The organism is Streptomyces europaeiscabiei, assembly GCF_036346855.1.
GTDB lineage: Bacteria > Actinomycetota > Actinomycetes > Streptomycetales > Streptomycetaceae > Streptomyces > Streptomyces europaeiscabiei.
Map to the genome: position 1 here is coordinate 2,360,001 of NZ_CP107841.1, position 22,855 is coordinate 2,382,855.

25 protein-coding genes (1 of these 25 running past the window's edge) are annotated in these 22,855 nt (G+C 70.9%); 10 read left to right on the forward strand and 15 right to left on the reverse strand.

All coding sequences use genetic code 11. The features are described 5' to 3' along the window. The 3 genes from OG858_RS10125 to OG858_RS10135 form a co-directional block, all read left to right on the forward strand. Positions 1–327, forward strand: partial view of a sporulation protein gene (locus OG858_RS10125; protein WP_319067966.1) — the final stretch only. 456 nt of this gene lie to the left of the window's left edge; only the last 327 of its 783 coding nucleotides appear in the window; its start codon lies beyond the left edge, outside the window; it ends in the stop codon at positions 325–327. A 52-nt stretch (positions 328–379) separates the two neighbouring features. Next, complete coding sequence (locus tag OG858_RS10130; RefSeq protein WP_086749943.1) at positions 380–916, forward strand: YbhB/YbcL family Raf kinase inhibitor-like protein; 537 nt, start codon at positions 380–382, stop codon at positions 914–916. Positions 917–1,070: 154 nt separating this feature from the next. Continuing rightward, positions 1,071–1,577, forward strand: a complete 507-nt coding sequence (locus tag OG858_RS10135; protein ID WP_086749942.1) for an HNH endonuclease — start codon at positions 1,071–1,073, stop codon at positions 1,575–1,577. Positions 1,578–1,699: 122 nt separating this feature from the next. On the opposite strand, the gene OG858_RS10140 is transcribed toward OG858_RS10135, so the two are convergent. The 3 genes from OG858_RS10140 to OG858_RS10150 all read right to left on the reverse strand — a co-directional run bounded on the left by OG858_RS10140 (position 1,700) and on the right by OG858_RS10150 (position 4,178). After that, on the reverse strand, positions 1,700–2,650 hold the full coding sequence (locus OG858_RS10140) for an SPFH domain-containing protein (protein WP_037691219.1): 951 nt from the start codon (positions 2,648–2,650) through the stop codon (positions 1,700–1,702). A 159-nt stretch (positions 2,651–2,809) separates the two neighbouring features. Then, positions 2,810–3,241: an NfeD family protein gene (locus OG858_RS10145; protein WP_086749946.1), complete on the reverse strand. Its 432-nt coding sequence runs from the start codon at positions 3,239–3,241 to the stop codon at positions 2,810–2,812. A gap of 145 nt (positions 3,242–3,386) precedes the next feature. Further along, entirely contained in the window at positions 3,387–4,178 is a 792-nt protein-coding gene (locus tag OG858_RS10150; RefSeq protein WP_037691221.1) for an ABC transporter ATP-binding protein, read from the reverse strand. A 150-nt stretch (positions 4,179–4,328) separates the two neighbouring features. Between OG858_RS10150 and OG858_RS10155 the strand changes: the two genes are divergently transcribed. Beyond that, a complete protein-coding gene (locus tag OG858_RS10155) occupies positions 4,329–5,114 on the forward strand; it encodes a hypothetical protein (RefSeq protein ID WP_319067969.1) in 786 nt (261 codons plus the stop codon). 428 nt (positions 5,115–5,542) lie between these two features. On the opposite strand, the gene OG858_RS10160 is transcribed toward OG858_RS10155, so the two are convergent. The 4 genes from OG858_RS10160 to OG858_RS10175 form a co-directional block, all read right to left on the reverse strand. After that, the gene (locus tag OG858_RS10160) at positions 5,543–5,788 is read right to left on the reverse strand and encodes a chaplin (protein WP_328544978.1); all 246 of its coding nucleotides are present in this window, start codon (positions 5,786–5,788) and stop codon (positions 5,543–5,545) included. Between the two features lie 220 nt (positions 5,789–6,008). After that, complete coding sequence (gene chpE / locus OG858_RS10165) at positions 6,009–6,257, reverse strand: chaplin ChpE (protein WP_033529228.1); 249 nt, start codon at positions 6,255–6,257, stop codon at positions 6,009–6,011. A gap of 157 nt (positions 6,258–6,414) precedes the next feature. Further along, positions 6,415–7,056: a response regulator transcription factor gene (locus OG858_RS10170; RefSeq protein WP_319067973.1), complete on the reverse strand. Its 642-nt coding sequence runs from the start codon at positions 7,054–7,056 to the stop codon at positions 6,415–6,417. Next, positions 7,049–8,194 (reverse strand): GAF domain-containing sensor histidine kinase, encoded by a 1,146-nt coding sequence (locus OG858_RS10175; protein ID WP_319067975.1) that lies wholly within the window; start codon positions 8,192–8,194, stop codon positions 7,049–7,051. The genes OG858_RS10170 and OG858_RS10175 overlap by 8 nt, the downstream gene beginning before the upstream one ends. Positions 8,195–8,437: 243 nt before the next feature. On the opposite strand from OG858_RS10175, the gene OG858_RS10180 reads away from it, so the two are divergent. The 3 genes from OG858_RS10180 to OG858_RS10190 all read left to right on the forward strand — a co-directional run bounded on the left by OG858_RS10180 (position 8,438) and on the right by OG858_RS10190 (position 11,181). Beyond that, positions 8,438–9,133 (forward strand): SDR family NAD(P)-dependent oxidoreductase, encoded by a 696-nt coding sequence (locus tag OG858_RS10180; protein ID WP_327749079.1) that lies wholly within the window; start codon positions 8,438–8,440, stop codon positions 9,131–9,133. Continuing rightward, the gene (locus tag OG858_RS10185; RefSeq protein ID WP_319264956.1) at positions 9,130–10,218 is read left to right on the forward strand and encodes an S-adenosylmethionine:tRNA ribosyltransferase-isomerase; all 1,089 of its coding nucleotides are present in this window, start codon (positions 9,130–9,132) and stop codon (positions 10,216–10,218) included. The genes OG858_RS10180 and OG858_RS10185 overlap by 4 nt, the downstream gene beginning before the upstream one ends. 297 nt (positions 10,219–10,515) lie before the next feature. After that, entirely contained in the window at positions 10,516–11,181 is a 666-nt protein-coding gene (locus OG858_RS10190) for a transglycosylase SLT domain-containing protein (RefSeq protein WP_319319746.1), read from the forward strand. A 91-nt stretch (positions 11,182–11,272) separates the two neighbouring features. Here the strand turns inward: OG858_RS10190 and OG858_RS10195 are convergent, their stop codons facing one another. Next, positions 11,273–13,792, reverse strand: coding sequence for an ABC transporter ATP-binding protein/permease (locus tag OG858_RS10195; protein ID WP_086753379.1), 2,520 nt, complete (start codon positions 13,790–13,792; stop codon positions 11,273–11,275). 241 nt (positions 13,793–14,033) lie between these two features. Between OG858_RS10195 and OG858_RS10200 the strand changes: the two genes are divergently transcribed. Both OG858_RS10200 and serB read left to right on the forward strand, forming a co-directional pair. Further along, entirely contained in the window at positions 14,034–15,920 is a 1,887-nt protein-coding gene (locus tag OG858_RS10200; protein ID WP_328544977.1) for a streptophobe family protein, read from the forward strand. A gap of 151 nt (positions 15,921–16,071) precedes the next feature. Continuing rightward, entirely contained in the window at positions 16,072–17,280 is a 1,209-nt protein-coding gene (gene serB / locus OG858_RS10205) for a phosphoserine phosphatase SerB (RefSeq protein WP_086747889.1), read from the forward strand. A 155-nt stretch (positions 17,281–17,435) separates the two neighbouring features. Here serB and OG858_RS10210 read toward each other — a convergent pair whose 3' ends face one another. The 4 genes from OG858_RS10210 to OG858_RS10225 form a co-directional block, all read right to left on the reverse strand. Further along, positions 17,436–17,954, reverse strand: a complete 519-nt coding sequence (locus OG858_RS10210) for a SixA phosphatase family protein (RefSeq protein WP_037691240.1) — start codon at positions 17,952–17,954, stop codon at positions 17,436–17,438. Between the two features lie 97 nt (positions 17,955–18,051). Beyond that, positions 18,052–18,267, reverse strand: a complete 216-nt coding sequence (locus OG858_RS10215; protein ID WP_328544976.1) for a hypothetical protein — start codon at positions 18,265–18,267, stop codon at positions 18,052–18,054. Between the two features lie 176 nt (positions 18,268–18,443). After that, positions 18,444–18,560 carry an SGM_5486 family transporter-associated protein gene (locus tag OG858_RS10220; protein ID WP_005477623.1) on the reverse strand — a complete coding sequence of 39 codons (117 nt, stop codon included), beginning with the start codon at positions 18,558–18,560 and terminating at the stop codon, positions 18,444–18,446. Positions 18,561–18,608: 48 nt separating this feature from the next. After that, positions 18,609–19,973 (reverse strand): CynX/NimT family MFS transporter, encoded by a 1,365-nt coding sequence (locus OG858_RS10225; protein ID WP_086747887.1) that lies wholly within the window; start codon positions 19,971–19,973, stop codon positions 18,609–18,611. 70 nt (positions 19,974–20,043) lie between these two features. Here OG858_RS10225 and OG858_RS10230 point away from each other — a divergent pair, with 70 nt between their 5' ends. Continuing rightward, positions 20,044–20,739, forward strand: a complete 696-nt coding sequence (locus OG858_RS10230; RefSeq protein ID WP_086747886.1) for a FadR/GntR family transcriptional regulator — start codon at positions 20,044–20,046, stop codon at positions 20,737–20,739. Here OG858_RS10230 and OG858_RS10235 read toward each other — a convergent pair. The 3 genes from OG858_RS10235 to fabG all read right to left on the reverse strand — a co-directional run bounded on the left by OG858_RS10235 (position 20,714) and on the right by fabG (position 22,748). Further along, positions 20,714–21,088, reverse strand: a complete 375-nt coding sequence (locus tag OG858_RS10235) for a hypothetical protein (RefSeq protein ID WP_086747885.1) — start codon at positions 21,086–21,088, stop codon at positions 20,714–20,716. The two genes, OG858_RS10230 and OG858_RS10235, sit on opposite strands and share 26 nt — an antisense overlap. A gap of 182 nt (positions 21,089–21,270) precedes the next feature. Further along, a complete protein-coding gene (fabI, locus tag OG858_RS10240) occupies positions 21,271–22,038 on the reverse strand; it encodes an enoyl-ACP reductase FabI (protein ID WP_086747884.1) in 768 nt (255 codons plus the stop codon). Between the two features lie 5 nt (positions 22,039–22,043). Then, on the reverse strand, positions 22,044–22,748 hold the full coding sequence (fabG, locus tag OG858_RS10245) for a 3-oxoacyl-[acyl-carrier-protein] reductase (RefSeq protein WP_086747883.1): 705 nt from the start codon (positions 22,746–22,748) through the stop codon (positions 22,044–22,046). Between the last annotated feature and the right edge of the window lie 107 nt (positions 22,749–22,855).

Consider the following 22,855-nt stretch of genomic DNA (forward strand, 5'->3'; position numbering starts at 1 on the left):
ATCCAGCTGGGCTTCCGCTTCAAGAACGCGGACCTGGAGCGCGGTCACATCCGGGGTACGCGGCAGAAGCTGCCGTTCTACCAGGAGATCGAGTTCTACCCGCCGCAGCAGTACCACGGCCTGAACCAGGTCGAGTTGAGCTTCGTCGCCGACGACCGCGAGATGGACGTCGTGCTGGAGATGGACAAGAAGCCGGGGCTGTTCAGCGAGGGCAGCGACTCGTTCCGTTCGTTCAGGGTGGGGCTGCACGACTACCAGAGCACGGACTGGGCCGCGTACCTGAACCAGTGGCTGTCGGAGGTCGGCAGCAAGCGCAGCTGGTTCTAGGCTCGACGTATCTGGAACCACACCTACCCCGGATCCATCAGGAGGTACCGAGGTGACCGAGCCGAAGAGGCCGCCGCTCCCCCACGATTTCCACCCGGCCGTGCCGTCCTTCACGGTCACGAGCGAGGACGTCGAGGCGGGTGCGACGCTCAAGGACGCTCAGGTCCACGCGGAGGGGAACACCTCGCCGCAGCTGCGCTGGGAGGGCTTCCCGCCGGAGACCAGGAGTTTCGCCGTGACCTGCTACGACCCGGACGCCCCCACGGGCAGCGGGTTCTGGCACTGGGTCGTGTTCGACATCCCGGCGTCGGTGACGGAGCTGCCGACGGGCGCGGGCACGGGGAAGTTCGAGGGGCTGCCCGAGGGCGCCGTCCAGGTGCGCAACGACTACGGGACGAAGGACTTCGGTGGGGCCGCGCCGCCGCCCGGGGATCCGGCGCACCGGTATGTGTTCACGGTGTACGCCGTGGATGAGGAAAAGCTCGGCCCGGATGCGGATGTTTCGCCCGCCGTGGTCGGTTTCAACCTGCGCTTCCACACCCTGGCGCGCGCTCAACTCGTCGCCGAGTACGCCGCCGTGGCGGAATAGTAACGAAGCCGGACGTTCATAGAACGTTTGCCCGTCTCTGGTCTTGGAAGTGATCAGAGACGGGCATTTTTTATTGCGTTGTCCATCTCGGCGTGCCCGGCCAGAGTTGATCCAAGCCCGCCGGGGGGTGGGCTGGCACAGGAGGTGGGCTGGGATGCGGGACACGCTGGTACTGAACGCGAGCTTCGAGCCGCTGTCGACGGTGACGCTCAACCGAGCCGTCGTTCTGGTGCTGCAGGACAAGGCCGTCGTCGAGCAGACCCACCCCGAACTGCGCATGCGCGGGGCCGTGGTCGACATACCGGCGCCCCGGGTGATCAGGCTGTGCAGGTATGTGCGGGTGCCGTTCCGAAGACAAGCGCCGTGGTCAAGGCGGGGTGTCCTGGTACGGGACAGGCACAGGTGCGCGTACTGCGGCAGGCGGGCGACGACGGTCGACCATGTGGTGCCAAGGTCGCGGGGCGGTGGTGACACCTGGCTGAACACGGTCGCGTCGTGCGCCGAGGACAATCACCGCAAGGCCGACCGGACTCCGGAGCAGGCGGGTATGCCGCTGCTGCGGCAGCCCTTCGAGCCTACGCCGGCGGACGCGATGCTGCTGTCTCTGGGGCACGATGACTTCGACGCGCTGCCGGCCTGGCTCTCGCAGGGGGCCGCGTAACGGCGTTGGGGTTGCTGTGATGCGCGGACTGCGGGTGCGTTGTGGCTGATCGCGCAGTTCCCCGCGCCCCTGAAGACGTCTGGGCCCGCCCTTCTTGCGAAGGCGGGCCCATTGTCGTGTGCTCAGTCGATGGCCGGCTTCTCACGGCGCTCGCTGTTGCCGTCGGCGGGCCTGGGCACCGACGGGCCGCCGCCGCCGAAGTTGCCGAAGTTGCCCATGGCGCCGGAGAGGCCCTTGAGGGCGTCGCCGATTTCGCTGGGGACGATCCAGAGCTTGTTGGCGTCGCCCTCGGCGATCTTCGGGAGCATCTGGAGGTACTGGTAGGAGAGGAGCTTCTGGTCCGGGTCGCCGGCGTGGATGGCCTCGAAGACCGTACGGACGGCCTGGGCCTCACCCTCGGCGCGCAGGGCGGCGGCCTTGGCCTCACCCTCGGCGCGCAGGATCTGGGACTGCTTCTCGCCCTCGGCGGTGAGGATGGCCGCCTGGCGCGTACCTTCGGCGGTGAGGATCGCGGCGCGCTTGTCACGGTCGGCGCGCATCTGCTTCTCCATCGAGTCCTGGATGGAGGTGGGCGGCTCGATCGCCTTCAGCTCGACGCGGTTGACGCGGATGCCCCACTTGCCGGTGGCCTCGTCGAGGACGCCGCGCAGGGCCGCGTTGATCTCCTCGCGGGAGGTCAGGGTCCGCTCCAGGTCCATGCCACCGATGATGTTGCGGAGCGTGGTGACGGTGAGCTGCTCGATGGCCTGGATGTAGCTGGCGACCTCGTAGGTGGCGGCGCGGGCGTCGGTCACCTGGTAGTAGATGACCGTGTCGATGTTCACGACCAGGTTGTCCTGGGTGATCACCGGCTGGGGTGGGAACGGCACGACCTGTTCACGCAGGTCGATGCGGTTGCGGATGGAGTCGATGAACGGGACCACGATGTTGAGGCCCGCGTTGAGTGTGCGCGTGTAGCGGCCGAACCGCTCGACGATCGCGGCGCTTGCCTGTGGAATCACCTGGATGGTCTTGATCAGGGCGATGAAGACCAACACCACCAGAATGATCAGGACGATGATGATCGGTTCCATCGTTTGCTCCCCGTGCCCTTCTCTGCCGTGGCGCTTCCTGAAGATCTTATGCCTGTCGGGACTGTTGAAGATCTTGCTGGTCGAGTCTGGCAGAACACCGCCTGCCAGGTGGGTCGTTCAGGTCATAGCGTCATCGCGTCGTGACCACGTCGTGCGAGGTCACATGACGATCGCCGTGGCTCCCTCGATCTCCACGACGTCCACTTCCTGACCCACCTCGAAGGCCTGGCCGGTGTCGAGCGCGCGGGCGGACCAGACTTCGCCGGCCAGTTTGATACGACCGCCCGAGCCGTCGACCCGTTCCAGGACGACGGCGTGTCTGCCCTTCAACGCGTCGATTCCGGTCGCGAGTTGGGGCCGTTGGGATCTGTGCCGGGCCGCGATGGGCCGGACGACGGCGAGGAGCGCGACGGAGACGACCGCGAAGACGATGACCTGGAGTACGACTCCGCCTCCCAGCCCCGCGGTCACGGCGCCTGCGACGGCGCCCAGGGCGAGCATTCCCAACTCGGGCATCGCGGTCACCACCAGGGCGATCCCGAGCCCGGTCGCGCCGATCAGCCACCACACCCATGCGTCGATGCTGTCCACATCGGCCATGGTAGAACCGCGATCGGGCCGCCGAACAGGGCGCACGGTCAAAGATCGCGTACTGAAAGCTCCCAAGTCGGGTGCTCCTGGGCCCTGTTGTTGTCCCGGGGCGCCCGACCGGCGGGATATCGGGAGAAGTTGGAGGTCAGTTGAGCGGCAGGCCGTGGGCGGTCCAGCGCTCGCCGAGCTGATCGACGACGAGCGGGAGGCCGAAGCAGAGGGAGAGGTTGCGGGAGGTGAGCTCCAGCTCCAGCGGGCCCGCGGCGAGGACCTTGCCCTGGCGGATCATCAGGACGTGGGTGAAGCCCGGGGGGATCTCCTCGACATGGTGCGTGACCATGATCATGGAGGGGGCGATCGGGTCGCGGGCCAGGCGGCCGAGACGGCGTACGAGGTCCTCGCGGCCGCCGAGGTCCAGTCCGGCGGCGGGCTCGTCGAGGAGCAGCAGCTCGGGGTCGGCCATCAGGGCGCGCGCGATGAGGGTGCGCTTGCGCTCGCCCTCGGAGAGGGTGCCGAACTTGCGGTCGACGAAGTCGGTCATGCCGAGGCGGTCGAGGAAGGCGCGGGCGCGCAGCTCGTCGACCTCCTCGTAGTCCTCGTTCCAGGTGGCGGTCATGCCGTACGCGGCGGTCAGCACGGTCTGCAGGACGGTCTGGCGCCTGGGGAGCTTCTCCGCCATGGCGATGCCGGCCATGCCGATGCGGGGGCGCAGCTCGAAGACGTCGACCTTGCCGAGGGTGTCGCCGAGGATCGTGGCGGTGCCCTTGCTGGGGTAGAGGTAGCTGGACGCGATGTTGAGGAGGGTGGTCTTGCCCGCGCCGTTGGGGCCGAGGATGGCCCAGCGCTCGCCCTCCTTGACCGACCAGGAGACCTGGTCCACCAGAGCCCGGCCCTCGCGGACCACGGATACGTCCTCCAGCTCCAGAACATCGCTCATGAGCGCGCTGTCTCCCCTTGCAGTGTCGGCCTGTCTCGGCTGGCGCGTACGCCTGTGGTCGGAGCCACCGCCGGATGGGCGCAGCCCTCAGGGAAATCTACGCCACCGGTCGGGCCGTCCATCCCCTCGGTCGGTCCTTAGGGTGGGGGCATGCTCTCGGAACCACGCTCAGGGCGCCTCGCCCCATGGGGTAATGCCCTTCTTGCCGGACTTGTCTCTCCGGATGACGCGGTGCTCGCGATCGTCGGGACGGACTCGGTGCACCGGGTGGAGGGGTTGCCCGGCGAGTCGGGGCCGGTCGGACTGACGCTCGCGCTGGGGCGGTTGCGGGCGCTCGGGGTGACCGGGCTGCGGGTCGCGCTGCCCGCGGCGGGGCATCCGCTGGGGCTGAGCGGGCCGCCGGAGTTCAACAAGCGGGCGCTGGAGGCGGAGGAGGCGGTCGTCTGCCACGGGGGTGCGCTGGGGCTGGTGCCGGAGGTGTACTCGGTGGGGCCCGCCGGGGACGAGCATGTGGAGGTCGTCTGGCACTGCCTGGAGGTGCGGGAGGCTCCGCCCGCCGATGTGCCGTCCCTCGGGGAGGCCGAGCGGGAGTTGGCCGAGGCGTTGCGGGATGCCACCGCGGTGTTGTCGCGGCTGGACATCGCGGCGTCCGGGCCGGTGGCCGAGGCGGCGATCGACGCGTACCGGGCGCGGGCCGAGCGAGGGCGCGAGGTGCTGGCGCCCGGGTATCCGCCGCGTGCAGTACGGGTGCTGGAGCTGGCGCAGCGGGTGGGGTTGCTGGTCTCCGTGGCGTTCGAGAACGGCCACGGTGGCGCCGTGAGCGCCTCCGAGATGGCCTCCCGGACCGCCGCGCTGCGTCCGGTCGAGCGGACGGCTCGGCGGGCGCAGGTGGCGGCGTACAACGCGTTCGTGGAGGAACGGGAGCGGGGGCGCTAGCCGACCGGGGGTGCACTGCCCTCTTCCGGTGCGCTGTCGCCCGGCGGCTGCGCTGGACGCCTGGCGGCTGCGCTGGACGCCTGGCGGTGTGCCGCCCCGGCGGCCGGGCCCGGGAGAGCGGGGTTTCGCTCACCGGCGCCTGCCGGGTGCCGCCGCGCCCACCCGTGCCGCCCCAGCGACAGGACTGCCCGCAGCCAGGACCTCCGGTGGCACGGCCGCCCGCGGCTGGGCACGACGGAGGGCGGCGAACGGGCGCAGCCCTTTCAGGGGCGCGGGGAAACCCGTGCGATCGGCCACCTACGAGCCGCAGTCGCCGAACGCACCGCAGCCCCGAGCCATCAGGCGCTCCGGCACTGCCGCCGCCGCACGGCCGAGGGCTACACGAACCCGGAAGGCTCGCGGGGCCCTCGATCACAGCGCGGCGCGGCTCAGTGGTCGGCCGTGCTGTTGCCGCATGTGGGGTTGGGTGCCGCGACAAGATTGCCGCTGAGGCCCGTGACCCTGAAGGGGTCGTCGACGGGGTCCTGGACGTGGAGGCCGGAGGCGGCGCCCGGGGAGCCCACGGCCTCGCTGTCCGGCGATAACTGACGAGTCGGCGACGGCGGCACCGGACGAGGCCTCTGCGGCGAGACCGGCGGCACTGAAGGTCGGGGCGCCTTCTCGGCGAGGTTCATGAGTTGCGCTCCTCCCGCGTCGTGCGTGTCCGACCCGCCCGCGGGCCGTGCGCTGATCAACGCCGGGCGGGGACGCGCTGGCACCAACGAGGGGCGGGAACTGCTCGTTCGCGCATCGGGCGGTGGAACGACGACACGGGGAACTGGAGAGGCGAGAGCCTGACCGGCCTCCCAGGAGCGCCTGGAAGGCCGGTGGTCACTGTGCTCCGGGGCGGGAACGTCAGTGGTTGACACCCAGGTTGCCGAAGGCCGGGTTCAGGATGCCGACGACGTTCACGCTGTTGCCGACCGCGTTCACGGGGATGTGGACCGGGGCCTGGATGACGTTGCCCGAGACGACGCCCGGCGAGCCGATGGCCTTGCCGTCGGCGTGCGCCCCACCGTCGGTGGCGGATGCCATGCCGGCACCGGCGGCGACGAGGCCACCGGCCACCATCGTGACAGCGGCGGCCTTCTTCAGGTTCTTCACTTTAAGCCCTTCCTTGCGATCACTGCGGCGGTCGCACGCAGCACGCACTGAAGAACGACGGGGATTCCCCGAGGATGCGCCATCCGGGGGACATACACCCGACAGTATGAATCTCAGCCCGGAGAGGAACCCTCCATGTTGCCGGACAATCCGCATGTCATCCGGCCACACCGTGGCGTACCGCCCAGAGCGCGGCCTGGGTGCGGTCCGCCAGGTCGAGCTTCATCAGGATGTTCGAGACATGGGTCTTCACCGTCTTCTCGGAGAGGACCAGGGCGCGGGCGATCTCGCGGTTGGAGCGGCCGTCGGCTATCAGGCCGAGCACCTCGCGCTCCCGCTCGGTGAGTGAGCCGCCTCTCCCCTGGCCGGAGTTGGCCACCTCCTGGGACAGGAGCGCGTCGGCGACCTCCGGCTGGAGGAGGATGTGGCCGGCGTGCACCGAGCGGATGGCGCCGGCGAGGGCGTCGGGGTCCACGTCCTTGTAGACGTACCCGGCGGCGCCGGCACGCAGGGCCGGGACGACCGTGCGCTGCTCGGTGAAGCTGGTGACGATGAGCACACGCGCGGGGTTGGCGAGTTCGCGGAGCTTGCGCAGCGCGTCGACGCCGTCCATGCCCGGCATCTTGACGTCCATGAGGACGACGTCGGGCCGGAGCTCCTCGGCGCGGGCGACACCTTCGGCGCCGTCGGCGGCCTCTCCCACGACCTCTATGTCGTCCTGAACCTCCAGGAAGGTGCGCAGGCCGCGTCGGACCACCTGGTGGTCGTCGACGAGGAGCACCTTGATTGCGTCAGCCACCGGGGACCTCCATCTCGATCGTGGTGCCCTTTCCGGGCGCCGATTCCACGGTCAGCCGGCCACCGACCCCGCTCGCCCGGTCACGCATGGAGACCAGGCCGAGGTGGCGTCCGGCGCGGCGTACACCCAGGGGGTCGAAGCCGGCGCCGTCGTCCGTGACCCGCAGGACGGCTCCGCCGCCGTGCCGGTCGAGGGTGACGTCGACCCGCTCGGCTCCCGAGTGGCGCAGGGCGTTGTGCAGGGCCTCCTGGGCGACGCGCAGCATGGCCTCCTCCTGGGCGGCGGGCAGTGCGCGGGCTCCGCGGCCGGAGAAGGTGACGCGGGCGCTGTGGGCGCGGTCCAGGACGTGGACCTGGGTGCGCAGGGTGGCGACCAGACCGTCCTCGTCGAGCCCTGCGGGGCGCAGCTCGACGACGGCTGCGCGCAGCTCGTCGGCTGCCTCGGCGGCGAGGGCGGCCACCTGGTGCAGTTCGCCCTTGGCGCGGGAGGGGTCGCGGTCGACGAGGGCGGCGGCGGCCTGGGCGGTCAGGCGCAGGGAGAAGAGCTTCTGGCTGACCGCGTCGTGCAGTTCGTGGGCGAGCCGGGAGCGCTCCTCGGCGATGGTCAGCTCGCGGCTGCGTTCGTAGAGGCGGGCGTTGGTCAGGGCGATCGCGGCGTGCTGGGCGAGGATCGACAGCAGGTCCTCGTCCTCCTCGGTGAAGCCGAAGCCGCCCTCGGGCCCGGGGCAGCGCTTGTTGGCGAGGAAGAGGGCGCCGATGACCTCGTCGCCGTCGCGGATGGGCAGGCCCAGGAAGTCGACGAGGTCGGGGTGGGCGCTCGGCCAGCCCTCGAAGCGCGGGTCCTTGCGGACGTCGGCCAGGCGCTCCGGGGTGGCCTCGTGGAGCATCGCGGCGAGGATGCCGTGCTGGCGCGGGAGGGGGCCGATGGCCTTCCACTGGGCGTCGCTGACGCCGTCGACGACGAACTGGGCGAAGCCGCCGTGGTCGTCGGGGACGCCGAGCGCCGCGTACTCCGCGTCGAGCAGCTCGCGCGCGGAGGCGACGATCGTCTTGAGGACGTCACGCACCTCCAGGTGCCTGCTCATGGCCAGCAGCGCGGAACTCACCGCGGCGAGACCGGACCGTGGACCTTGGCTCATGACCTCACCGTACCGGCGGGGTCCGACACCGCGGATCGGACCGCCGGAGGCCTCGTCCGGGCCGTCGGACCTAGGCCAAGGGCCTACGACCGGTCCTAGGACCCCGGGCAGGTCCGGTGACCTAGGGCGAAGGGCCCCGGCGTTCTGCGGCCCGCGGACGAGGCGGTGGGGGTGGTCCCGTTCCTACGTTGGGATCACCGCCGGCCGGTTCGGGAGGCGGTCGAGGACGAGGGGACGGATGTCATGCCGGTAGCGATCATCACGGGGGCTTCGAAGGGGCTGGGCCGGGCGCTCGGCGCGGCGCTGGCGGAGCGCGGGTGGGACCTGGTGCTTGACGCCAGGACCGCCGAGGTGCTGAAGGAGTCGGCGGCGGAGCTGTCGGCGTACGGGACGCGGGTGGAGGCCCTGCCGGGGGATGTCACGGACGCCGGGCACCGGGCCGACCTGGTGGCGGCGGCGCGGGGGCTGGGCGGGGTCGATCTGCTGGTGAACAACGCGAGCGCGCTGGGCGCCGAGCCGCTCGTACGGCTGGAGGGGCTGGCGCTGGACGGGCTGCGGCGGGCCCTGGAGGTCAATGTGGTGGCGGCGCTGGGGCTGGTCCAGGAGGCGCTGCCGCTGTTGCGGGCCTCCGGGGCGGGCGCGGTGATCGGTGTCACCTCGGACGCGGCGGCCGAGGCGTACGCGACGTGGGGCGGGTACGGGGCCTCGAAGGCGGCGCTGGACCAGCTGTCGGCGGTGCTGGCCGAGGAGGAGCCGGGGCTTCGGGTGTGGGCCGTCGATCCCGGGGACATGGGCACGGACCTGTACGCGGCGGCCGTACCGGACGACGACGATCCACGGCCGAGCCCGAGGAGTGTGGCGGCGGCCTTTCTGCGGTTGCTCGACGAGCGGCCGGCCAGTGGCCGCTACGGGGCGCCGTCCCTGCTGGAGGGGCGATGACGAAGGCGGCGGTGCGTGTCCCGGACGAGCTGCACGCGCGCGTGCCCGCCGAGCAGCGCGGGCCGGGCCTCGACCGGGACGGCGTACGGCTGCTGGTCTCGCGCGGGACGGAGGTGTCGCACCACGCGTTCACGGCGCTGCCGGGGTTGCTGAGGGCGGGGGATCTGCTGGTGGTGAACACGTCGCCGACGCTGGCGGCGGCGGTGGACGGGACGGTCGGGCAGGTGCGCGTGGTGGTGCATTTCTCGACGCGGGGTGATGACGGGCGGTGGGCCGTGGAGCTGCGGGATCCGGACGGACGCGGCACCACGCGCGCGCGTGCGGGCGGCCCGGCGGGGACGGAGGTGCGGCTTCCCGGGGACCTGCGGCTGGTTCTGGAGGAGCCGCTGAGCGAGCGGGGTGAGCGGCTGTGGTGGGCCCGGGTGTCCTCCGCGGCTGTCGTCGGGGTGCTGCGGGAGTACGGGCGGCCCATCCGTTACTCCTATACGGAGCGGGATCAGCCGTTGTCCGTGTACCAGACGGTGTTCGCGTTGCCGTCGCAGGACGGGGCGGGGAGTGCGGAGATGCCGAGTGCGGGACGGCCGTTCACGGCGCGGCTGGTGGCGGAGCTGGTGAGCCGGGGTGTGCAGTTCGCGCCGGTCGTGCTGCACACGGGGGTGGCGTCGGCGGAGGCGCACGAGCCGCCGTATCCGGAGCGGTTCGCGGTGCCGGAGGCGTCGGCGCGGCTGATCAACAGCGCGAAGGCGGGCGGCGGGCGGGTGGTCGCGGTGGGGACGACGGCGATACGGGCGGTGGAGTCGGCCACGGGGCCCGACGGCGTCGTAAGGGCGCGGGCAGGGTGGACGGATCTGGTGGTGACGCCGGGGCGCGGGGTGCGCGGGGTGGACGGGCTGCTCACGGGGCTGCACGAGCCGGAGGCATCGCATCTGCTGATGCTGGAGGCGGTCGGGGGGCGGGCGGCGATCGACCGCGCGTACGAAGAGGCGGTCCGGGGGCGTTACCTGTGGCACGAGTTCGGGGACGTGCACCTCGTCCTGCCACCGGAGGGGCCTCACGGAGAGCATTGCGACAGCAACTACCTGTAAGACAGACGCCCGGCCGGTGTGAGCCCGCCCATAGGGTGCGCATCACGTACGAACACGCCTAGGAGACGGATAAGGGCGGTTTGAGCGGGACGGACGGGTTGTTCTGTCCCGTTTTGCCGTTTCCGGTTCAACTAAGCGGGATCGTACGTCACACCTTTGCCACCCGATTTTGCGGCCGCTAAGAATGGTTTCAGTCGCTCGACGCCGTGGGTTCTCCCGCGGCGTTTGTGCTGGAAGAGAAGTGTCCCCCCGCGGCACGAGAGCGACCTCCGCGCTATTCGAAGAGGTCCATCACTCATGCCCAAGAACGCCAACATCCTCCGCAACCGTCTCGCTCTGACCAAGACCCACAAGCTGTCGTTCGCCGGAGTGGCCGCCGTCGGCGCCGCCTCCCTCGCGTTCTCGCTGGTGCCGGCCGAGGCTCAGACCTCCGCGAAGACAGTGTCCGCGGCGCCGGTGGCGTTCAGTCAGAGCGCGGCCCAGTCGGCGAAGGCGAGCGTCACCGACCAGGCCGCCGACGCCGACAAGAAGGCCGCCGCGGCCGCCGCGAAGAAGAAGGCCGAGCAGGAGCGTGCGAAGAAGGAGGCCGCGAGCCGGTCCGCCCAGCGCGCCAAGATCGCCAAGGCCGCCGCGAAGACCTACCCGAACAACCTCGACGGCTGGATCCGTGAGGCGCTCGACATCATGAAGAAGCACAAGATCCCGGGCACCTACAACGGCCTGCACAAGAACATCATGCGGGAGTCCTCGGGCAACCCGAACGCCATCAACGACTGGGACATCAACGCCATCAACGGCGTCCCGTCGATCGGTCTGCTGCAGGTCATCAAGCCGACCTTCGACGCCTACCACGTCCCGGGCACGGCCAAGAGCCAGTACGACCCGGTCGCCAACCTGACGGCCGCCGCGAACTACGCCGCCGACCGCTACGGCTCGATCGACAACGTCAACAGCGCGTACTGAGGTCGGCGCGGACCTCTGAGAACGCGGAGGGGCGGCACCCGGTACGGGTGCCGCCCCTCGTACGTCCGTGCCCGGCCCGTGGGCCGCGGGGCTACTTCCGCATGACCTCCGGCTCGTGACGGCGCAGGAAGCGGGCCACGAGGACACCGCAGATCACGCCGAGCACGATGAGGGCGATCATGTCGAGGCTGTAGGCGCCGACCGTGTGGTCCCACAGCGGGTCCGTGTCGCCCGCCTCCTTCGGCGGGCTGATGTTGTTGAAGTCCAGCGTGGCGCCCGCGGCGGCCACCGCCCAGCGCGACGGCATCAGGTACGAGAACTCGTTGACGCCGGGGCTGCCGTGCAGGGCGAAGAGGCAGCCGGTGAAGACGACCTGGACGATCGCGAACATGACCAGCAGCGGCATCGTCTTCTCGGCGGTCTTCACCAGCGAGGAGATGACCAGGCCGAACATCATGGACGTGAAGCCGAGCCCCATGATCGGGATGGAGAGTTCGAGCATGACGGCGAACTTGCCCTCGCCGAAGATCAGCGCCTCGTCCGGGATCGTCCGGGTGGAGAAGCCGATCGCGCCGACCATGGCGCCCTGGAACACGGTGACCGCGCCGAGGACGATCACCTTGGACATCAGGTACGCCGAGCGCGACAGGCCGGTGGCCCGCTCCCGCTCGTAGATCACGCGTTCCTTGATCAGCTCTCGGACGGAGTTGGCGGCGCCGGCGAAGCACGCGCCGACCGCGAGGATCAGCAGCACCGTGGTGGCCGTGCCGTTCGGGACGGGCAGGCCCGTCGCCTTGTTCACCCCCCGCACCAACAGGTCCTTGTCCGGGTCGATGAGCAGGCTCACCGCGCCGAGCACGGCCGGCAGGATCACCGTCAGCGCGAGGAAGCCCTTGTCGGACGCGATGACGGAGACGTAGCGCCGGACCAGGGTGCCGAGCTGGGAGAGCCAGCCCTGCGGCTTCGGCGGGCGCATCGACTGCGGCGGCGGCATGTGCACCGACTGCGGGGCGACGGCGTCGATGTCCGCGGCGTACATCTGGTAGTGCTGCGAGCCCTTCCAGCGGCCCGCCCAGTCGTAGTCGCGGTAGTTCTCGAAGGCGGAGAAGACGTCGGCCCAGGTGTCGTAGCCGAAGAAGTTCAGGGCCTCCTCGGGCGGACCGAAGTACGCCACCGAGCCACCCGGGGCCATCACCAGGAGCTTGTCGCAGATCGCCAGCTCGGCCACGGAGTGGGTGACCACCAGGACCGTACGGCCGTCGTCGGCGAGGCCGCGCAGCAGCTGCATGACGTCGCGGTCCATGCCCGGGTCGAGACCGGAGGTCGGCTCGTCCAGGAAGATCAGCGACGGCTTGGTCAGCAGCTCCAGGGCGACCGACACGCGCTTGCGCTGGCCGCCGGAGAGCGAGGTGACCTTCTTGTCCTTGTGGATGTCGAGCTTCAGCTCGCGCAGCACCTCGTCGATACGGGCGTCGCGCTCCTGGGCCGTGGTGTCGGCCGGGAAGCGGAGCTTGGCCGCGTACTTGAGGGCCTTCTTGACGGTCAGCTCCTTGTGCAGGATGTCGTCCTGCGGGACCAGACCGATGCGCTGGCGGAGCTCGGCGAACTGCTTGTACAGGTTCCGGTTGTCGTAGAGGACGTCACCCTGGTTGGCGGGGCGGTAGCCCGTGAGTGCCTTCAGCAGGGTGGACTTGCCGGAGCCCGAGGGGCCGATGACCGCGATGAGCGACTTCTCCGGGACGCCGAAGGAGACGTCCTTCAGGATCTGCTTGCCGCCGTCGACGGTGACCGTCAGGTGACGTGCGGAGAAGGAGACGTCACCGGTGTCGACGAACTCCTCGAGCCGGTCGCCGATGATGCGGAACGTCGAGTGACCGACGCCGACGATGTCGTTCGGGCCGAGGAGTGCCGTGCCGCCCTTGGCGATCGGCATACCGTTGACGAACGTGCCGTTGTGCGAGCCGAGGTCGCGGATCTCGAAGCGCCCGTCGGGCGTCGCGTGGAACTCGGCGTGGTTGCGCGAGACCTGCAGGTCGGAGACGACCAGCTCGTTCTCCAGGGCACGGCCGATGCGCATGACGCGGCCGAGCGACAGCTGGTGGAACGTGGTCGGGCTGCGGTCGCCGTAGACCGGCGGCGCCCCCGCGCCACCACCGGGGCCCTGCTGCGGGAAGCCCTGCTGCTGCGGGACCTGTGCCGCTTGCGGCTGCTGCCAGCCCGCCTGCGGCGCCTGCTGCTGCGGGGCCTGCTGGCCCGCGTGTCCGGCGCTCACGCCCTGCGCGGCGTACGGCTGCTGCTGGGGCTGCGCGACGGACGCGGCGGTGCCGGAGAGGTTGAGTCTCGGGCCGTCGGTCGCGTTGCCCAGGTGCACGGCCGAGCCGGGGCCGATCTCCAACTGGTGGATCCGCTGCCCCTGCGCGAAGGTGCCGTTGGTGCTGCCGTGGTCCTCGATCACCCAACTACGGCCGCCGAAGCTGATCGTGGCGTGACGCCAGGACACCCTGGCGTCGTCGAACACGATGTCCCCCTGCGGATCACGTCCGAGGGTATATGCCCTGGACGGATCGAGCGTCCAGGTTTGTCCGTTCAATTCCAGTACGAGTTCCGGCACTCCATGCCCCACTGAGTTGTCCCCCGAATTACCCCCATCACAGGGAGTCTAGGGATGTCGAACATCGGGGGGAACTATTTCAGGCTCGACCCCCTGACCGAAAGTCGGGCCTTGTGAAGAGTGCGTACGGGGGCATCGGCCGGTCCCGTTGACGGGGTTGAAACCGGGCCGGAGAGTGGTAATCCCACGCGAGGGGGACATCAGCGGTACAACACCGCGATGCGGATCGGGGGGTCCGACCATGAGCGACCGGAAAGTTGGCCATGGCAGGAGCGTGCCGTGGGGGGACGTAACGTTCTCCGCGATCGCCGCCGTGAGCTGGGCGTTGATCGGAATGGCGGGTACGGCGGCACTCGGCCTGCATCTGCTGGAGGCCGACTCCGCGGGCGAACTCGGGCCCATGACGGCGGCGGTTGTGGCGCTCGGGACGGGTGGGTCGGTGACCCCGTCCGGCGATGTGTCCGCCTTTGGCCTGGAAGGAGCACAGGCCACCACCGCCATCGAGATCACGCCACTGGGTGTCGGCCTGGTGGGAGCGCTCCTGCTGTCCTGGTTCTTCCTGCGGTCCCTGCGCGGCGCGGGAGTTGTGATCACCCCCGTCGAACTCCTCGCGCGGGCGGGCTCGGTGCTCGCGCTCTTCGTGGCGCTGATGGGCGGACTGGCCTGGGCCGGGAACGCCGTCATCACCCTCGACGGGACCCGGCTGGGGATCGACGAACGACTGCCGGGCGGCGGCGACCTCGACGGCGTGGAGATCCCCGGGCTCGGCGACATCGGGGACATCGGCGGCGGCCTGCTGCCGGACCGGCTCGGCGACCTGGCGGACGCGAACGCCAAGGTCGGTTTCACGGTCGACACCGTGCCGACCCTGCTCGGCGGCCTGGCCTGGTGCCTCGGCGTGCTGCTCATCGCCCTGCTGGCCTCGCGCCGCACTCCCCTGCCTCCCGCCCTCGACGCCCTGCACCGGGTCGTACGGCCGGCCGTGTCCGCGGTGGTGACGGTACTGCTGGTGGCGGTCCTGGCCGGGCTCGCGGCGGCGGCGTACGCGGCGATCAGCGACCCCCACCCCGAGCGGATCGCCGGCGCGGCCCTCCTCGGCGCGCCCAACGGTGTCTGGCTGGGCGTCCCCATCGGCCTCCTCGTCCCCTGGGACGGCAGGGCCACCGGCGCACTGGCCGATCTCCTGCCCGACCCGCTCGACGAGCTGCTGCGCATCGACGCGAGCGAACCCGTCACGCTCGGGCGCCTGGCCGAACTGGACAGCAGGGTCTGGCTGTTGGGCCTCGCGGCCGCGCTGATGATGGTGTTCGCGGGTGTCCTGACCGCCGTACGTACGCCTTTTGTACGGGAATCGACTGCCGCCGCTGCCGGGGGTGCGTCCGGTGCTGCGGTACGGGGCGGAAGCGCGCTCGGCTTCGTGGGGCGCTGCGCTCTTCGGCTGGGTCTCGCGACAGCGGTGGCGCTGCCGCTGCTCGTACGGCTGACGGAGGTGTCGGTGGACGCCTCGCTGGCCGTCTTCGGCTTCGACGCGTTCGACGCGGGGATCGAGTTGCGCGGGCAGGCTGTCATGGCCCTGGTGCTGGGCGCACTGTGGGGCGCGGGTGCGGGGGCCGCAGGGGCGCTGCTGGCGTGCGCGATGCGGGCCGCCGGGCTGCGGGCCTCGCCGCTGGCGCGGGAGGACGCGGGTGGCGGCGGGGCGGCAGCCGCCGAGCCCTACGAGACATCGGCCTCCTCCTCGGGACCGTACACACCGGGCGCGCCGTACCGGCCGCCGAACCCGGACACCAATCCGTATCTGCGGCTGCCGGACGAGCTGCGGAGGCCGCAGGGCCCGCCGGGGGCGCGGGAGCCCCGGGAGTCCCAGGTGCCTCGGCCGCCCGACGTGAACGGGGCACCCACGGTGGCGCGGCGGTTCACGCCTCCGCCGCGACGGCCGGGGCAGCGGCCGGGAACGGGGGCGGGGTCCGGTGCAGGGTCCGGGCCGGGTGCAGGGCCCGGATCGGGTGCAGGGTCCGGGTCGGGTGCAGGGTCTGGGTCGGGGCCGGGTGCATGGCCGGCTCCGCCGCCTCCACCGGAGGAGGGGCCGCCACCGCCACCGCCTCCTCCGCGAGGGCCCCGGGGGCGTTGAGACACCCGATGACGAGGGGTGATCAGAGGCGCTCTCCGGGGCGTCGTACACGATCCGGGTGCGCTTCAACCGCTGGTAACCCAGTGTTCTCCGTCCGCTGGGCGGACCTCAGGGGCAAAAGGCACGGGGCGCCGGATACGGTTGGCACATCATGAGCGCTTCGCAGACCTCCTCTGACGTCCCCACCATCCTCGTCAAGATCTTCGGCAAGGACCGGCCGGGCATCACCGCCGGGCTGTTCGACACCCTCGCCGCTTACTCCGTCGACGTGGTCGACATCGAGCAGGTCGTCACCCGTGGCCGGATCGTGCTGTGCGCGCTCGTGACCGAGCCGCCCGCCGGGCAGGAGGGCGACCTGAGGGCGACCGTCCACAGCTGGGCGGAGTCGATGAAGATGCAGGCGGAGATCATCTCCGGCCTGGGCGACAACCGGCCCCGTGGCCTCGGCCGCTCGCACGTCACCGTCCTCGGCCACCCGCTGACCGCCGAGTCCACCGCCCGCATCGCCGCCCGGATCACCGCGACCGGCGGCAACATCGACCGTATCTTCCGGCTCGCCAAGTACCCGGTGACGGCAGTGGAGTTCGCGGTGTCCGGCACGGAACCGGAGACGCTGCGGACCGCGCTGGTCACCGAGTCGGTGGCGCTGGGCGTGGATGTGGCCGTGGTCGCGGCGGGGCTGCACCGGCGGGCGCAGCGGCTGGTGGTCATGGACGTGGACTCCACGCTCATCCAGGACGAGGTGATCGAGCTCTTCGCCGCGCACGCCGGGTGCGAGAAGGAGGTCGCCGAGGTGACGGAGGCCGCGATGCGCGGCGAGCTGGACTTCGAGCAGTCGCTGCACGCGCGCGTGGCACTGCTGGAGGGGCTCGACGCCTCGGTGGTGGAGAAGGTGCGCAGCGAGGTGCGGCTCACGCCGGGGGCGCGCACGCTGATCCGCACGCTGAAGCGGCTCGGTTTCCAAGTCGGTGTCGTCTCGGGTGGGTTCACCCAGGTCACGGACGACCTCAAGGAGCGGTTGGGGCTCGACTTCGCCCAGGCCAACACGCTGGAGATCGTCGATGGCAGGCTCACCGGCAAGGTCGTCGGGGAGATCGTGGACCGTGCGGGCAAGGCACGGCTGCTGCGCCGGTTCGCCGCCGAGGCGGGGGTGCCGCTGGCCCAGACCGTGGCCATCGGCGACGGCGCCAACGACCTCGACATGCTCAACGCCGCCGGCCTCGGCGTCGCCTTCAACGCCAAGCCGGTCGTCCGCGAGGCCGCGCACACCGCGGTGAACTTCCCCTTCCTCGACACCGTGCTGTACCTCCTCGGCGTGACCAGGGAAGAGGTCGAGGCGGCGGACACGCACGACGAGTGACGGGGTGTACGCCCCGGCGCTGAGCGTGCGAAGAGCGGCGCACGCCCCCGTACGCACGGCGGAGGCCCGCCACCGAAGGACGGCACGGAGGCCCGGCACCGAAAGGGTGCCGGGCCTCTGCCGTGCCGGGTGCCTGTGGGGCTGCGCGGCCGGGGTTATTCCGACGGCGCCCAGTAGTCGGCCAGCGTGGTCGCGCCCGGCTCCAGGCTCTTCCAGGCTCCCTCGAAGGAGAGCACGGCGAAGGCGGCGGCCGGGAAGCCTCGGCGGTTCATACGCTCGCGGGCGTCGCCCTCGGCGCTGCCGGCGAGGATGTCGGCGAGGCCCTGGATTCCGGGGTTGTGCCCGATCAGGACCACGTTCTGCGCGTCGTCCGGGGTCTCGTTGAGCAGGGCGATCAGCTCGCCGGGCGAGGCCTCGTAGATCCGCTCCTCGTAGACCGTTTTCGGCCGCTCGGGCAGCTCGTGGACGGCGAGCTTCCAGGTCTCGCGGGTTCTGACGGCGGTGGAGCAGAGGGCCAGGTCGAGGGGGATGCCGGAGTCGACCAGCTTGCGCCCGGCGACGGCGGCGTCCATGCGGCCCCGGTCGGCGAGCGGCCGCTCGTGGTCGGAGACCTGTGGCCAGTCGGCCTTCGCATGCCGGAAGAGGACGATCCTGCGGGGTTCTGCGACGCTCATGTGTCCCAGCTTCGCACGAAACAGGCCATGGGGCGCAGGGAGTTGAAGTGCGGATACCCGGCACCCGTACATGCGCTTCCGGTGGGCTGGCCGCCCGTCACAGCGCGTGGCTCAACAGTGCCTGCTGTATGCGCTCCATGAGGTGGCCGATCATGGGGTCGCCGCTCGCCGCCTGGGCCTGCGCGGGATTCAGGATCAGCAGGAGAAGAGCGACGAAGGCGAGGGCGGGCAGGGCCACCGCCCACCAGGGGAGCCGGATGTCGACACCGCCCATGGTCGCCGGGTGGGGTCGGGTGTGCGTAGGGGCCGACATGCCGCCTCCGTGGTCTCCGGGTGGTCTGTGGCCCGTCCTCGCTGCCACATCTCGAAGCTACGGAATCCGAGCGCTTCGACCCATCCGGTGATCCACCCACTTCACCCTGAGACTCGCCCCCTAGGGGACGGGGGGATATCCCCACCACTCAGCACTCAGCACTCAGCACTCAGCACTCAGGGTGACGCGATGGCCGCGATGATCCCGATGACGACGAAGATGGCGAGGAACGAGCCGAAGACCAGGAGCATCTTCTTCTGACCGTTCTGGGGGTTCGGGTCGAGCACTGGCATACGCACAGTCTCGCACCCCCGGCCGCGGTGGAGCCGCCGGGGTGCGGCTCAGCGGGCCGCCTCGTCCTCCACCACCCGGTCGCGGCCCGCCAGGATGCCCGCCACGATCTGCGGGAGCATCAGGGCGGCCATGAGGGCGAGGGGCAGGCCCCAGCCGCCGCTGTGCTGGTAGAGGACGCCGACGACGAACGGGCCGGGGATCGAGATCAGGTAGCCCGTGCTCTGTGCGAAGGCGGACAGCTTGACCACCCCGGCGCCGGTGCGGGCCCGCATGCCGACCATGGTGAGCGCCAGCGGGAAGGAGCAGTTGGAGATGCCGATGAGCAGCGCCCACGCCCAGGCTCCCGCCGCCGGGGCGAGGTGGAGGCCGCCGTACCCGAGGAGCCCGCAGACGCCCAGGACGACCACGATCGGCCCCTGGCGGGGCAGCCGGGTGGCAAGCCGGGGGATCACGAAGGCCAGCGGGACGCCCATCACCATCGTGACGGCCAGCAGCAGCCCCGCCCTGCCGGCCGGGACCCCCGCGTCCCGGAAGATCTGCGCCATCCACCCCATCGTGATGTAGGCGGCGGTCGCCTGGAGCCCGAAGTACACGGCGAGCGCCCAGGCGGTACGGCTCCGGGTGATGCGCGGCGCGGGCCCTGCTTCGCGTGCGGGTGCCGCCGCTCCCCCGGCCCGCTCGGCGGAGCGGGCGCCGCGATCCCGTACGAACGGCAGCCACGGCACCACGGCCGCCGCCGCGAGGACCGCCCATACGGCCAGGCCCGCCCGCCAACTCCCGTCCAGGGCGGCGGTCATGGGCACGGTGACGGCCGCGGCGGACGAGGTGCCGAGAGCGAGAGCCATGGAGTAGAGGCCCGTCATGGAGCCGACCCGGTCCGGGAACCAGCGCTTGACGATGACCGGCATCAGGACGTTGCTGACGGCGATGCCCATCAGGGCGAGGGCGCTCGCGGCCAGAAAGCCGGCCGTTCCGCCGACGTACGGCCGGATCAGCAGACCGCCGGCTATCGCGACCATGCCTGCGCAGACGACGGCGGCCGGGCCGAAGCGGCGGGCGAGCCGGGGTGCCATGGCGCCGAAGACGGCGAAGCAGAGCGGCGGTACGGAGGTGAGAAGCCCGGCGACGCTGCCGCTCATGCCGAGCCCGACGCGCACCTCTTCGAGGAGGGCCCCGAGGCTGGTGATGGCGGGACGGAGGTTGAGGGCCGTCAGGACGATGCCCACGACCACCAGGCGCGTCGTCCACGCGCGCATGTCCCGCGCCGCAGGTTTGGCCTGCGCCTCGACCCGGGCCTGGGCGGATGCGGCGCGATCGGATGCGCCTCGATGGGATGCGGCCCGATGGGATGCGACGCGTTCGGGCGCGACTGCCGGCGTCAGGGTTTCCTCGCTCACCATGACACCCATCATAGAATCATAGGATGATTGGTTGTCCATGGCCCGGCCTCTCCCGGTCGGCCCGTCCGTGCGAAGGTGTGCCATGCCGCTGAGCCATCCCCGCCGATCGGCGCTGTCCGAGCAGGTCATCGCCGCGCTGCGGAACCAGATCACCTCGGGCGAGTGGCCGGTCGGCTCCCGCATCCCCACCGAGCCCGAGCTGGTCGAGCAGCTGGGCGTCGCCCGGAACACGGTCCGGGAGGCCGTCCGCGCGCTCGCGCACAACGGTCTGCTGGACATCCGCCAGGGTTCCGGCACCTATGTCGTCGCGACCAGCGAGCTCGCGGGCGTGATGCACCGCCGCTTCGCGGGCGCCGACCCGACCCACATCGCCGAGCTGCGCTCCGCCCTGGAGTCGAGCGCCGCGAAGCTGGCCGCCGAGCGCCGCACGGAGAAGGATCTGAAGCAGTTGGACGCGCTCCTGGCCCGGCGTGAGCAGGCGTGGGCGTCGGGCGACGCGGAGGCGTTCGTGACCGCCGACGCGACCTTCCACATGGCAGTTGTGGCCGCGTCCCACAACGACGTCGTGACGACGGTCTACGCGGACCTCGGCGAGGTGCTGCGGGACTGGCTGCGCGGTGACGTGGGCGAGGAGCTGACCCCGGAGACGTACATGGACCACGCCCGGCTCGTGGACGCCATCCGCGCGGGCGACGCGGAAACCGCCGCGGCCGAGGCTGCCGGGTATCCGTTCCACTGCCGTCCGGGACGGGTCAGCTCTCCACCCGCTGGTGGCTGAACCACACCGATCGGACTTCCTTCCAGCAGCGCCCGGTGAGCCGTACGGTCCGCGCCGGCGCCGTCGCGACCGCGGCGCTGTCACTGTCGATGTCCCACCACCGCGCGCACTCGATGTGCAGCCGGACGCGGTCGACGGCGACGTAGGGGTTGTAGCAGTGCGCGATCACCTGGGAGCCGGTGACGGTGCTGCGGCAGGCCGCCCCGAACGGATCGGGCTTGTCGTCCACCACTACGCGCGCGTGCCGCTCTCCGGTCTCCACGCGCGCGTGCGGTGCCGACTCGGACGGCAGGGTGAGTACGAGGGCCAGGGCGACGACCGCTGGGGCGATGCTGCGGGAGATGCGCACAAGGGGGACCTCCTCAGGCCGAGCGGCTGGGCGGTGTAGGTCCAGCGTGCGCGGCACCCGGCCCCGGCGGCCCGCCGGATGAGCCGAACGAGTGATGATCCCGGCGCGGAGGAGTACGACGAGGGCGCGCACCCGAATGGATGCGCGCCCTCGTACCGTCGTGGAGCCTTCAGCCGGAGCGCTCAGGCGCCGATCGCGTGCAGCCCGCCGTCCACGTGGATGATCTCGCCGGTGGTCTTCGGGAACCAGTCGCTGAGCAGCGCGACGACACCGCGGCCGGCCGGCCCGGGGTCCTTGAGGTCCCACTCCAGGGGGGAGCGGTCGTCCCACACGGCGGCCAGCTCGCCGAAGCCCGGAATGGACTTGGCGGCCATGGAGGCGAGGGGGCCGGCGGAGATGAGGTTGCAGCGGATGTTCTGCTTGCCCAGGTCGCGGGCGACGTAGCGGCTGGTGGCCTCCAGGGCGGCCTTGGCCGGGCCCATCCAGTCGTACTGCGGCCAGGCGAACTTCGCATCGAAGGTGAGGCCGACGACGGAGCCGCCGTTCTGCATCAGCGGCAGGCAGGCCATGGTCAGCGACTTCAGGGAGTACGCCGAGACGTGCATCGCGGTGGCGACGGACTCGAACGGCGTGTTGAGGAAGTTGCCGCCGAGGGCGTCCTGCGGGGCGAAGCCGATGGAGTGGACGACGCCGTCGAGGCCGCCGAGCTCCTCCCCGACGATGTCGGCCAGGCGTCCGAGGTGCTCGTCGTTGGTGACGTCGAGCTCGATGACCTTGGTGGGCTTGGGGAGCTTCCTGGCGATGCGCTCGGTCAGCGTGGGCCGCGGGAACGCGGTCAGGATGATCTCGGCGCCCTGCTCCTGGGCCAGCTTGGCGGTGTGGAAGGCGATGGAGGACTCCATCAGCACACCGGTGATCAGGACGCGCTTGCCCTCGAGGATTCCGCTCATGGTGATCAGTGACCCATTCCCAGTCCGCCGTCTACGGGGATGACGGCTCCAGTGATGTACGAGGCGTCGTCCGAGGCGAGGAACCGCACCGTCGCGGCGATCTCCTCGGGCTGCGCGTAACGGCCGAGCGGCACCTGCTTCACGATGCCCGCGCGCTGCTCGTCGGTGAGCACCTTGGTCATGTCGGTGTCGACGAAGCCGGGGGCGACGACGTTGAAGGTGATGTTGCGCGAGCCCAGCTCACGGGCGAGGGAGCGCGCGAAGCCGACCAGGGCGGCCTTGGAGGCGGCGTAGTTGGCCTGGCCGGGCGAACCGTAGAGGCCCACGACCGAGGAGATGAGGACCACGCGGCCCTTCTTGGCGCGCAGCATGCCGCGGTTGGCTCGCTTGACGACGCGGAAGGTGCCCGTGAGGTTGGTGTCGATGACCGAGGTGAAGTCCTCCTCGGACATGCGCATCAGGAGCTGGTCCTTGGTGACGCCGGCGTTGGCGATCAGGACCTCGACCGGGCCGTGCTGCGCCTCGATCTCCTTGTAGGCCTGCTCCACCTGCTCGGGGTCGGTGATGTCGCACTTGACGGCCAGGAAGCCGGCCGGCGGCTCCCCCGAGCGGTACGTGACGGCGACCTTGTCGCCGGCGTCGGCGAACGCGCGGGCGATGGCGAGGCCGATGCCCCGGTTGCCTCCGGTGACGAGAACCGAGCGGCTCAACGGATCACCCTTTCGTTCTGAGGTCTGGTACCCCTCGAACCTATCCGCCCGCCGCACCGGGTACCGATTACGACAGCGACAGGGCGATGGGGTGCTGTCTGTGGGGT